This is a genomic window from Cupriavidus numazuensis (assembly GCF_905397435.1).
Classification (GTDB): domain Bacteria; phylum Pseudomonadota; class Gammaproteobacteria; order Burkholderiales; family Burkholderiaceae; genus Cupriavidus; species Cupriavidus numazuensis.
The window spans coordinates 15758-27434 of sequence record NZ_CAJPVI010000086.1 but is presented as its reverse complement, the minus strand read 5'-3'; the positions used below and the strand labels follow the sequence as shown (position 1 = coordinate 27434).

Below are 11677 nucleotides of genomic sequence, written 5' to 3'. Positions count from 1 at the left end.
TGGGGCCAACCTCCACCTTCCTGATTCTTGTTGTGTCGCAACTCCAAGATAACAGCGGTGGGCGGTTGGCCCTTTTTGTTTCTAAGCGGTCACGCAATTCGGCGAAGAACCTTATTTTTTTGCACCGTGATAGCAAGTCTGGCAACCGTTGGCGCACGTACCGCTTCGGAAAAGTGCGAGCGCTCTCAACACCGGTTAAAACAGCCTATCGCCTCTTTGAAAGTAGCGAAAACGTCAGTACTGGACTTCGCACACAGCTACATACCCGCTTCATGAATCTTTTGTGACAAAGCCTATACGGCGAGCAAGGTCTGACGTTAAGGGACGGATTGCCATCCATAGATTTCACGTATGTCTCTCCTCACGTTACCTCCAGTCGTTCGCCGTTTCAACTCACTGCCACTCACCACACGGATATGTCTCGCCCTTACTTTTGTCTACGTATTCGGCGCAGCCGTTGGCGTAACGGGAATAGGTAGTCTGGTACTCGTCAGCAAGTCCACGGCCCATCTCTACGATGACGATTTGGATGGTGCCTTAATGGCCGAACAAGCGCAGTCTGCTATCGCCGAGACTGCTCGTGCACAACTTTCATTGACGGCGGCAACGAGCGGAGAGGAGCACGATATCGCAAAGCAGGAGATGTTGAATGGAATGAAGGCGCTCGATGCGCTGTTGTCGGACCCACGCCTCGCTAAGAACAGCCATCCTTGCCGGCATCAAGGACTCGACGGCATCGGTCTCTGTCGCCACCAAGGAAATTTCGGTGGGCAATCAAGACCTGTCGCTACGCACCGAACAGCAGGCCGTACTGCGCGAGCGAACAGCGGCCGCCATGCAAGAGTTGCTTGACGACGTCAACCGCACCCAGGGCGAAGCCACTGATTGCAGCGCCCTGGCCAGCGCGACGCTGAAAGCGGCTTCCGACGGAAGCATGGTCACGGAGCGTCTTGCAGGGAAGATAAATAGCCTTCACGAGCATTCCCGTTCAATTACAGAAATTGTGCAACACATCGAGGCTATCGCGTTCCAGACCAACATACCGGCATTGAACGCTTCGGTGGAAGCCGCCAGAGCTGGTACCCACGGGCGAGGCTTCGCGGTCGTTGCGCAGGAAGTACGAACACTGGCGCAGCGGTGCGCGGCGGCCGCAAAGGAGATTGGTGGAGTGATTTCAAAGACGGTGTCCGACGTAAGCGATGGGGCAAGTCTGGCTCGCGATGCCACAACGTCAATGGAAGACGTGCGTCGAACAATTGAAAGTACTGCTGAGTTTGCGACGGCGATGAAGACTTCCAGCCAAGTCCAGACTGCCAAAATTGGTAAACTCGGCGAGTCAGTGCGCGCAATGGAGAGTCGACGCAGCCAAATTCTGCTTTGGTCGAGCAAGTCGCTGCCGCTGCAAGCATCCTCCATCAGCAGGCTGAGGGTCTCGCCGCAGAGGTCGGTGCACTTAAGTTTGAACGTCGACGTCCTCTCCGCCCGAGACGATGGAGAGGGCGAAGCCGGAGGGCTTCAGCCAACGGTGCTGACGCCCCGCCGCGCGGACGCACCACGGGCTGCGAGCGATTGCTCGCACACCAGACTCCTGTACGCTGCATGAACCTCGCCCAAGGCGGCTTGTCGCGATCTGCGGTCCTTCCTTACAGGTAACCGCAGGACTTCATGGAGCCTCGCACCAGAACACGGACAGCCGTGCCGGCACGCGGCAATCTTTTGGACAACTTCTGCCACGGCGGGCGGCGACGCCCGCTGTGGCAGCATGCGCGGTCCAGCCTCATCGCGCGGCGTACTTCACTGCCGCGATCGTCGAGTGCGTAATCTCGATCCTCTGCAAAAGCGACGTCACCACCTGGGCTCAGCCTCAGCCAGCTGTGGAATGCCCTGGCCGAACGAGAAATTTTCGTTGGGCACGGGAACCAAAGCGATAAATACGTCGTCGGGAGAGATGCCAACCGCCTCTTGCAGAAGCCGCGTAATGGCCGCCATCAGTGCGCGCTTGTCGCTCAGCGGCCGGTGAGCCCCAACCAGCACCTTGATGATCATGGCATTCGATGAGCGTTCCATGCCCATGAACTTCGGGTCGATGAAAATCTCATCGTCGCCGTGCTCGCTCAGTGTGATAAACCGGTCGCCTGGTGGGATGCCTAGACCCTGGACCAGAGATTGATTGAGGGCATTGCCGATCGCAATCTTCTGTTCGCGACTGAAGGATCCTTTGGGGATGTAAGCGTGAAAAACTGGCATGGGAATCTCCTGAGTTTGAAAAAATTGGCGGCTTAGGCCGTGAATGGACTGCTAGGGAGCCAGATGCAGGCGAAACCAATCGGTAGCCGCTGCGCAGGCGACGAAGAAGGCCGAGTCGTAAGGGGAGAAATGACCGCCCGCAATGGTGATCAACCGTTTCGGCTCCAATGCATCTTCGTAAGCGCGCAACTCCAGGTCAGTTAGAGTCACGCGATCGTCGGTGGCCACAATCATAAGCAGCGGGCGGGGCGAGATTCGGCTGATCCAAGCACCAGGCTCGTACATGCGCGCCGCAAAGCTCGAACGTAATGTGACGGTATTGGGCCAAGTGGCCGTACCAACGTCGCGCAGGTAGAATGCTTGCGCCTCTTCTGATCGGTACGCGGCCGGAATGCTGAGATCCCCGCTGACGACGGCCTGAGTACCTGGCGCCTCACCCGCATGGCTGCTGCGCAAATCACTAATCAGATTATCGAGATAGTCTGCCAGACCATCAGGCGATACCCGCCGTCGGCTCTGCTCGAAGCCGCTGATGGTGGGTACTTGCGATACCACGCATTTGACGCGCGGGTCGGTTGCCGCTAGTACCAGCGCGTGACCACCACTGTAGCTAGAGCCCCAGATCCCGATGCGACTGGCATCGACCTCCGTTCGCGACTCCAGAAAGCTAATTGCGCGACGCCAGTCTTCGATCTGCATCCAGGGGTCAATGTCATGCCTGGGAGTGCCATCACTAGCACCGAAGTTGCGATGGTCGTGCACCATCACCACGAAGCCAGCCTCGGCAAAGGCTTGAGCAAACTTCTCAAGCGCGTGCTCTTTGACTGCGGCATATCCATGACACATCGAGATTGCTGGCCGCGGTTCCGCGCTGGCGATCTCCGGGACAAATAGCCAGCCGCGCAATGCGACGTCTTGCTCACCAGCGAACTCAATGTCGTACCTTACAGCCACGTTACCCTCACTTTAGTATGTTAGTGTCCACGTAAATACGGTGCCATAGAAGATTCGTCGTCAACCTCCTAGACAATACGCGTATATCCACATATTATCCACGTGCAGTACCGCAGGCAAGAAAAACATGAGGAGACCACTTCATGCCGTACGCAAATCGACAACCTTCAACCAACCCTAAACTCGTTCTCATTCACGGCTTCCTAGACAGTGGATTGGCGTGGCAACCACTAGCCGACGCACTTGCGGCCTCGGGATACACCAGCACGGCCCCCGACTTGGCCGGCGCGGGCGCGCGGCAAGCGGAATCCGGGCCTTACTCACTAGGGAGAGCAGTAGACGAGATCGTCAGCCATGTCAACGCAGATACCGCACCCATCGCGCTGATTGGCCATAGTATGGGAGCGCAAATCGCTGAACTGGCTGCGATGCGGTTGGGAAGCAGGGTTTCAGCGCTCGTATTACTCACCCCTACCCCACTGGGCGGCAATGCTTTACCGGACGAAATTCGGTCGACACTACGTGAAAGCGGTGGTGACGCGCTTGCGCAGCGAAGCATTCGCCAAACATTCTCCAAGAATCTAAGTGAGGCGCAGCTCCTGACCGCGACTGCGGCAGATGTCCTCATGGGAAGCGACGCGGTGCGCGGCTACTACGACGCCTTCACCGGCGGCGACATCATCGGCAAAAGGCCGACTGCCTGCACGGCCCAGACCCTCATTCTAGGCGCGCAAGATGACCCGGTGATCTCCCCAGAAATGGTGCGCCAGATTCAAGAGGAGCGCTTTCCTGTCGGTCGCTTGGGCTTCATCGCAGGTTCCGGTCACTGGCCTCACATCGAGCGAGTTGAGGCGACGGCGCATGCCATCACTGAATTCCTCCAGGAAGTAGCGTAAGGGGCGCCGAAGATTGGAAGTATGCGCATATCATCGTATACTATTGGCATTCCAATCTTCGACTGAAGGCCGATCATGGCAATCACCAAAGAGATCGAGAACATCGACGGCCGCTGCAACTGCTTAGCGCTGCGACAGGCGTCGCGCTATCTGACAGCTCTGTACGATCAAGCGTTGGCCGGCGCTGGATTGCGCGCTACCCAGTTTTCCATCCTCTACAAACTGGCCAAAGCGGGCGAGATATCGATCGGCGAATTGGCTGCGGTGATGGCAATGGACCGCACGACGCTCTCAGCAAACCTCAAGCCTATGGAGCGTGACGGCCTGATAAAAATCGTGCCATCTGCGCTGGACCGCCGCGCGAGGCAGGTGACGCTAACTCGGCAAGGCATGCTCAGCTATCAGCAAGCATTTCCACTGTGGGAGAGTGTGCAGCAAGAATTCGAGCGTGCGTATGGTGCAAAAGAGGCGAAGTCTTTGCGCAGCGCTGCACGCTCGGTGTTGGACAGCGGTTTTGAGCCATGGGCCGAGAGCCCATAGGGACACAACCTCTGCATAGTAGCCTCCATGCCACATATGTCTCGGGGGCTTTTTATTGCACTGTATATGTGCATATGCACATAAATAATTTGGAGACTCGATCATGAAAAAGGCAATGATGAAACCGACGCTGGCGCTGGCCCTGGGCCTGGGCCTGGCATTGGCCTCCTCCGGCTATCCATCGCTATCTTCCGCAGCATCCCCCTCCTCGGTCGTTGAGGCAACCGTCAGCCAAGTCAAGTCCAGTGTTGTCACTACCGTGCCCCCCGAGCTACTGGAGGCATGCCGAAAAGGGCTCACGGGCTTCGACAAAAACGACCGGACCGACATGATTGCAGCGCTTGCCGACAATGTCGTTTTCGAATTCTCCGACTCGCTGCCCTACGGCGGAACTTACACCGGCAAAGACGAGTTCGTTGCCTTCTGGAAGCACGTATACAAGGAATACGAGTATTTCAACTACGACGCTCGAGCAGTTCTGGCGGCTGGAGACTACATCATTGTTCCGGTAGTGGCGCGCGCCAAGACGAAGACCGGCTATTCGATGGAGAACGAGCATCTGTTCCTGTTTCGCGTTAAAGACGGCAAGATCGTCTATGGCCGCATCTATGCCGATACCGCACGTGGTCGCGACGTACTAGAAGGGCGTGAACCACGTCGCTACCCAAAGCTCATCTTGAATTGATTGCCCACGAAATCAACCGATCCATCTCGTGGACGCCCCTCCCCATCGTTGTTCGCATCCGATGGGGATATGTAGCTGTATGGGGATAGACTGCACAAACTTGATCGTGCGCGTTTAAAACGGTTGTCTATACCTGTAAGGAAAGACCGCAGATCGCGACAAGGCGCCTAGGGCGAGGTTCATACAGCGTACAGGAGTCTGGTGCGCGAGCAATGGCTCGCAGTCAGTTGCCCATCCGCGCAGCCAGGCGTCAGCACCGTTCGCCAAAGCCCTCCAGCTTCGCCCTCCAGCAAGGACCACCGTTCGCCTTGCGCCATTCTGAATTTTTAGATTTGCACAGATTTAAAGTAACGGTGCATGCGTTTTAAACACGCCGGCTCCGGCTTTGGCGGCCTATCCGCATACAGCTACATACCCACGAATTGCCGACAAGCCAGCCCGGATATACTGTATATCAAGGGGGATGCTCTTCTGACTGAGGAATGGCCGTTGAATAGTCCAATCCAACAGAATTGGTGTGCAAAGCTCCGTCTATTTCAGGATCAAACGGCGCTGGCATCTCCTAGACTATCGAGCTTCCTCCTACCAGCCGCGCACAGTCTCAGTTGTGCGCGGTGCTTTTTTTTGATCCCACGCTCCGCCAGCGCGTTGCGCGGCTCGGTGGTTTGTCCGATACTGAGTCTGGGTAGCTTACGTGAAGCGGCCCATTTCTTCTTGGACGTTCTACGGCTCTCATCTTGTTGGTTGAGAGCTTCTTTTGGGTTCATCGCCGCAGCGACCAAGTTGGTCTCCCCGCCACATCGGCGGCTCATCCCCTCTCAAACCGCACCAAAAAAATCGATCACCGAGTCTGCTATGAGCACAGCTTGAAGAGGACCCCCCACGACTTTCTCGTTTCGGTTCCATCGCAACTCGGATACTTCGCCTTCTGCTCCATCAACCGTAGAACGAAGGAAGAGTGGGTCTTCCGCAATTTGTGTGACGACGGCGAATTCGTGTGGGGGACCTTGCCGTCCCCGCCGCGATACCACCATTCTTCTGCTCGTTGACAAACGCTTGAGCGAGCTCGCCAGCTCGTCCTAGCCGTACGAGTTCACCCGCCTTCGATGGCGACCGGACTCGCGGGTCCAGCAAGTACAAGCAGCCCGGTCATTTAGTTCGGCTTCAACACCCGCAGCCGCAGAAGCTCGACATTCGCGCGGCCATACATTTGGCGCTTGGAGCTTGAGCCGGTTGATGTAACCCTCGGTCTGGCCATTGCTCCATGGCAGCTTGAAGGCCGCCCGCACCGCCGGTAAGTCGGCGCGCAAGCTTTTCGCGAACCTGCGCATTTCCGCTGCGTCACAGCGCGCCAGACGCTTCAACCATCGATCGAACTGCCGCAGACTGCGCCGGTGCATGAGCCCGAGAAACTCCCGCGCGAGGCTGCGGACCTCGCCGACCACGGGTTCGATCCTGCACAGCGCCTGCACGAAGCGCTCATGATCCGCGCTCCTGGGCTCCTCGATCGCGAGCCTCCTCCATCCGATAAGCCATCCGAACACGCGCCCGGCCGATGGGCACGGCATCGTGCGCACCGGTGCTTGGACAAGCGGCTCCTTACCCTGCGGAAAGAGAAGGCGAATCACGCAATTCCGCACGGTGGCGCAACTGCCCGTATAGCCTCGCTGTTTGAGTTCTTGCCAGATCAATTCAGGAAAGCGACAGCCCCCGGCGATCCGTTCCTCGATATAGCTGAGATAGGGATCCAAAGGCGTCGGCCCCCGCGCCCTCGGTGCGCGCTCCGGAAAGGCTCCCGCGGTGACGAAGTTGCGCACGGTTCGTTGGTCAATTGAGAGCTCGAGCCCGATTCCTTTCATCGTGCCGCCCTGGGCGTGTAGCGCCATCACCCGCTCGTACAGCGCCAGGCGCGCGGCGCGTCGCTGATCGCTCTCGCGCTGCCATGACCACAGTGAATCGCGGCTCAGCACTCGCTGCCGGCCCAGGGTCACGCCAGCGACCTCGACTTGCTTCGCGGCCTGGCGCAGTTGCGGCCCGAGTCGGCACAGCAGCTTCTCGACGTTGTCGCGAAGGTTGCTCAGCAGATGCCAGCGATCCGAGACTTGCTGGGCTGCCGGTAGCGCGATGTCCACCGCGTCGGAATAGGCCCCGGCCCGGTCCCTGGCGACAATCTCGATCGAAGGGTGCGCACGCATCCACGCTGCCACTGCAATGGACTCCCTGCCAGCAAACACTTCAATCGGCTCACGTCGCTCCAGGTCCACGATGATCGTCCCATACCGGTGACCGCGCGCGATCGCCCAGTCATCGATGCCGATGACCCTCGGTCGTGGTTTGCGCTTGCGCTCAGGTACCCTGCGCAATTCGCGCAGCACGGTGTCGGCACTGGTGCGCAAGCCCAACAAGTCAGCAAGCCGGGCTGCTGCCTCACCACCGAGGGCGTGGCCCAGCGCGTGCAACGCCCGAGCCTGCGATCGCGTACGACGTTGATGCCGGCCCGCCAAGGCGTCGATGTTCTCGGCAAACGTACGACGGGGGCAATTGGCGTTCGTACACTTGAAGCGACGCACCTCAATAGCGAGAACGACCCGCTGCTCGAGCATCGGACGCTCTTCCAGCCTGCGGACATAGCGGCCGTGGAGTCGGTGACTCCAACGATGGCAGGCAGGACAAGGTGCCGCGCGAACCGTACTGCGGGCTTCGACAGTGATGGTCTCCCCTTGCGCGTCGCTGGAGACGAAGCGCTTGCCCACACGGACGAGGATACGATCGATCCCACCGAGAACATGGCTCATGGTAATGAGCAACGTAGGCCAGATCGGCCGGAAATCAAGCCCTCAACCCGGCCGTCACACAAAGTGCGGGAGAACCCCGTCTTCGCCTACGATGGAGGTATACGGGAGGCGGCCGCCCTAACTGCGTAGCGCGGAAAAGGGTCAGCCTTACAGCACGGCATAGACTTGGGGAGGGCTGATCATGGCGTTGCTGCTGCTGTTCGCGCTGTTTACCAAGCATCTCGTATGCGACTACCTGTGGCAGCCGAGCTGGATGCTCGCCGGCAAGGACGATTTCCGGAAGCTAGGCGGCTACGCCCATGCGGGTCTGCATGGCCTGTGCACGGCTGCCCTGCTCGGGGGATTCGGTGTCACCTACTGGCTTTGGCTGGGTATCTCCGACACTGTCATCCACTACATGATTGATCGCTGGAAGGTGCGGCTCGGCCGTCGCGCCAAGTTGACACCGAATTTGCCGCAGTTCTGGTGGGCATTTGGCCTGGACCAGTACGCGCACGTGCTGACCTACCTTGCCATTGTCTGGCTAGCTGGTATGCCGAACTGATTTGTTGGCTTCGGCGAGCGCGCGGGCCGGTCGAGATTGTCGCCCTTGCCGCTCTCGAAGCGTGAACGGCATGCCCACAGAGACACCACTGATCTTCGCCGCCTGATCAACGACAGCGTGTTGCGCCTCTCACGAGACCAAGCTAGTCGTTCCTACTATGCAAGCTTCCAGCGCCAGGTTCTGGCATTCAACTCCTCGCCACGTTTGGCTAGCAGGTCGCGCAGCGCAGCCTTGAGCACCTTGCCGTTGGCGTTCCTCGGCAACGCTTCGACGAACAGATACGCCTTTGGCCGCTTGAATCGGGCAATGCGGCGCAAACACCATTGGTCCAACTCGGACATGGTCACCTGCGTCCGGGCCTTGCGAACAACAACGGCCACCACTTCCTCTCCCCAGTCGGGGTGGCTGCGCCCGAGCACTGAGACTTCCGCCACGGCAGGATGCCTGAGCAGCGCATCCTCTACCTCGCGCGGGTAGACATTGGAGCCACCGCTGATGATCGTCTCCTTGCTACGATCTTTCAGGGTAAGCCGGCCACGCTGGTCCATGCAACCGACATCGCCGGTATGCAACCAACCATTGCGCAACGTCACCGCACTAGCCTCCGGATTGCTCCAATAGCCTTGCATCACGGCAGAGCTGCGCACCAGCACTTCACCAATTTCCCCCACAGGGAGAGAGTCGTCGTTGGTATCGGCGATGCGAATCTCCACGCCTGGCAAGGCACGCCCAACGGAAGCCAGCCCGCCGAGATCGCTTGCAGCGTGGGCACCGGAAATCTCCGCTGACGTCTGGGCGGTAATCGTCATCGGACTTTCGCCCTGGCCGTAGATCTGCGCAATCTTCGCGCCCAGACAGTCAAGTGCGGCGACTTCGTCCTCCAGATAGAGGGGGGCGCCGCCGCAAACGATGACCTTGAGATTCGAGAGATCGGCACGGCTTCGGCGCACGTACTCGACCAGGCGGTTGAGCATGGTCGGCGCCGCAAACAGACTTGTGCGCGGGTGCGCCGCGACAAGTTCGACCAGCTCGGCGGCATTGAAACCGCCCGAGGATGGAATGACTTGACTGGCACCTTCGGCGATGTGTGGGACGATGTAGAGCCCGGAGCCGTGGGACATCGGCGCAGCGTGAATGAGACTGTCGCCCGGAACGATGCGCGAGACAGCGCTGGAGTAAGCCCAGTACATCGCCGTCAGATTCTGGTGCGAGAGCATGACGCCCTTTGGCTTGCCGGTCGTTCCGCTGGTGTAGAACAGCCAAGCGAGGGCGTCCTCGGCGACATCGGCAAGCTGCACACCGGGCCCAGCAAACAGGGCCACTACGCTCGCCCTCGCGAATGCCTTGGGCACCGTGCTTGGCAATGCGCTTACGCCACAGGCAGACCGTTTGTACCGATACATCCAATTCCCGTGCAATGACGGTATTGGAGTGGCCCTCGTGGGCCCACAACGCGATTCGTGCCCGCATGACATCTCGCTGCGCAGCCGTCTTGCGTTCGATTAGCGACAGCAGTTCCTGTTGCTCCTTCTTCGCCAGCTTCACTGGCGTTGCATGTCGACCTCGGTTCATCCCGACATGATATCGGAGGCGATTAATTATTCAACCTATTTACGGGATGTTGTACTAGCTCGTCGGCATTGAAGCCGCCCGAAGATGGAATGACCTGACTCGCACCTTCGGCGATGTGCGGGACGATGTAGAGCCCGGAGCCGTGGGACATCGGCCCAGCGTGAATGAGGCTGTCGCCTGGAACGATGCTCGTGACAGCGCTGGAGTATGCCCCGTACATCGCGGTCAGATTCCGGTGCGATAGCATGACGCCCTTTGGCTTGCCGGTCGTTCCGCTGGTGTAGAACAGCCAGGCGAGGGCGTCCTCGGCCACATCGGCAAACCTGTACACCGCGCCCAGCAAACAGGGCGTGGTAGTCGGTGGAATCGACAGCTATGGTCTTGGCGTTTGTCACTGCCTCGACATCGGTAACAAAGCAAACGGTCGCGCCACTGTCCCGAACGATGTCGTCGATTTCGCGCGGATGCAGCTTTGCGTTGATTGGTACCGCACACAATCCCGCATGCCAGATTCCGTACAACAGCTCGACATACTGCGGACAGTTCTTCAAGATGAGCGCCACGCGGTCGCCAGCATGCAGCCCGAGCCAGTCGCGTAATCCGCCAGCGCACCGCGCGACGCGGTCGGCAAGCTGAGCGAAGGTCGAGAGCTGCTCAGTGCCGAGAAAGAGCGCAGCCTGACTGGGGTATGCGCGGGCCGTGCGGACAAGCGTATGAGCGAGGTTCGTGTTCATGCTACCTTCCATTGCAGTCGGTATGGATTTGATTTCGGACCGGTTGGCGAGCCAGGTAAGCAACATTGGCGGCGCTGCCTGCCTTTGCTACCGCTTTGCGCATGCCCCGTCTTCATACGCCTTGCTGATGTGTTCTGCCTTTCCGGAAGCGCCCGTTCTCAGGGGGCAGGCTCGCCTGCCCCCTGGTTCAAGCAGCGCTTAGTCGGACGCGCGCTCCGGCACCGGAAGATTCACCCACTCCTTGTAGAAGGCCTCGATGTCCGGCTCGAAGTCGTGGATCACGGGATACCACGGGGTAGGCGCTTCGACGTCGTGCATGGTGCCGCACGATGGGCAGTAGTATTCGCGATACACCTGCCACTGGGTGTCGGGGGCCATCAGCTTCGGATACACCTCGGTCATTGCCTCCTCAGTGTCGCGCACGTAGATCGAGGCATGCAGCTTCCAGTTCTCGCGGTAATCGCAGAACTCGTGACCGCAGTCGCACTTGACTACCCACTTTTTACTCTTGGCCAATTGCACGATAAACATGTGCGGGCTGAGCGGTAGCACGATACGGTCAGGAAAGTTCACCTTGGCCTGCAGGGCCGCCAGGTACTGCGCGAACCGGCTCTCGTCCTTGGGCATCGAGAGCATGCGGAAGGTGGTCTCCCAATCGAGGGAACCTTCGACGAGGTGGGCGACCTGTTCATTGGTATAGGTTGACATGT

Annotated in this window: 11 protein-coding genes and 3 pseudogenes; 6 read left to right on the top strand and 8 right to left on the bottom strand. The window is 59.1% G+C overall.

The genetic code is table 11. From position 1 onward, the window contains the following. Both KHO41_RS38010 and KHO41_RS38005 read left to right on the top strand, forming a co-directional pair. Window positions 1-287: hypothetical protein (locus tag KHO41_RS38010; protein WP_211958379.1), on the top strand; the 287-nt coding region annotated here is incomplete at its 5' end. Window positions 288-766: 479 nt separating this feature from the next. Further along, window positions 767-1603: a methyl-accepting chemotaxis protein gene (locus KHO41_RS38005; RefSeq protein WP_211958378.1), complete on the top strand. Its 837-nt coding sequence runs from the start codon at window positions 767-769 to the stop codon at window positions 1601-1603. Window positions 1604-1845: 242 nt separating this feature from the next. On the opposite strand, the gene KHO41_RS38000 is transcribed toward KHO41_RS38005, so the two are convergent. Together KHO41_RS38000 and KHO41_RS37995 are read right to left on the bottom strand one after the other, a co-directional pair. Continuing rightward, window positions 1846-2247, bottom strand: coding sequence for a tautomerase family protein (locus KHO41_RS38000; RefSeq protein ID WP_211958377.1), 402 nt, complete (start codon window positions 2245-2247; stop codon window positions 1846-1848). A 51-nt stretch (window positions 2248-2298) separates the two neighbouring features. After that, window positions 2299-3201 carry an alpha/beta hydrolase gene (locus KHO41_RS37995; RefSeq protein ID WP_211958376.1) on the bottom strand — a complete coding sequence of 301 codons (903 nt, stop codon included), beginning with the start codon at window positions 3199-3201 and terminating at the stop codon, window positions 2299-2301. A 143-nt stretch (window positions 3202-3344) separates the two neighbouring features. Between KHO41_RS37995 and KHO41_RS37990 the strand changes: the two genes are divergently transcribed. The 3 genes from KHO41_RS37990 (at window position 3345) to KHO41_RS37980 (ending at window position 5322) form a co-directional block, all read left to right on the top strand. Then, entirely contained in the window at window positions 3345-4097 is a 753-nt protein-coding gene (locus KHO41_RS37990; protein ID WP_211958375.1) for an alpha/beta fold hydrolase, read from the top strand. A 75-nt stretch (window positions 4098-4172) separates the two neighbouring features. Continuing rightward, window positions 4173-4637 (top strand): MarR family winged helix-turn-helix transcriptional regulator, encoded by a 465-nt coding sequence (locus KHO41_RS37985; protein ID WP_211958374.1) that lies wholly within the window; start codon window positions 4173-4175, stop codon window positions 4635-4637. A 103-nt stretch (window positions 4638-4740) separates the two neighbouring features. Further along, window positions 4741-5322, top strand: coding sequence for a nuclear transport factor 2 family protein (locus KHO41_RS37980; RefSeq protein ID WP_244874226.1), 582 nt, complete (start codon window positions 4741-4743; stop codon window positions 5320-5322). 1153 nt (window positions 5323-6475) lie between these two features. On the opposite strand, the pseudogene KHO41_RS37975 reads toward KHO41_RS37980, so the two are convergent. Next, window positions 6476-8117, bottom strand: a pseudogene (locus tag KHO41_RS37975) (ISL3 family transposase). Between the two features lie 181 nt (window positions 8118-8298). Here KHO41_RS37975 and KHO41_RS37970 point away from each other — a divergent pair. Then, window positions 8299-8661: a DUF3307 domain-containing protein gene (locus KHO41_RS37970; protein WP_211958372.1), complete on the top strand. Its 363-nt coding sequence runs from the start codon at window positions 8299-8301 to the stop codon at window positions 8659-8661. A gap of 155 nt (window positions 8662-8816) precedes the next feature. Here the strand turns inward: KHO41_RS37970 and KHO41_RS37965 are convergent, their stop codons facing one another. From KHO41_RS37965 to KHO41_RS37950, 5 genes and pseudogenes are all read right to left on the bottom strand, one after another. Next, window positions 8817-9983, bottom strand: coding sequence for an AMP-binding protein (locus KHO41_RS37965; RefSeq protein ID WP_244874225.1), 1167 nt, complete (start codon window positions 9981-9983; stop codon window positions 8817-8819). A 25-nt stretch (window positions 9984-10008) separates the two neighbouring features. After that, a pseudogene (locus KHO41_RS41495) lies at window positions 10009-10131 on the bottom strand (helix-turn-helix domain-containing protein); the annotation flags it as partial. Between the two features lie 124 nt (window positions 10132-10255). Beyond that, complete coding sequence (locus KHO41_RS41490) at window positions 10256-10546, bottom strand: AMP-binding protein (protein ID WP_244874224.1); 291 nt, start codon at window positions 10544-10546, stop codon at window positions 10256-10258. A gap of 127 nt (window positions 10547-10673) precedes the next feature. Then, window positions 10674-10967: pseudogene (locus tag KHO41_RS41485) on the bottom strand (AMP-binding protein); the annotation flags it as partial. 198 nt (window positions 10968-11165) lie between these two features. Then, window positions 11166-11675 (bottom strand): acetone carboxylase subunit gamma, encoded by a 510-nt coding sequence (locus KHO41_RS37950; protein WP_211958371.1) that lies wholly within the window; start codon window positions 11673-11675, stop codon window positions 11166-11168. Window positions 11676-11677 lie beyond the last annotated feature (2 nt).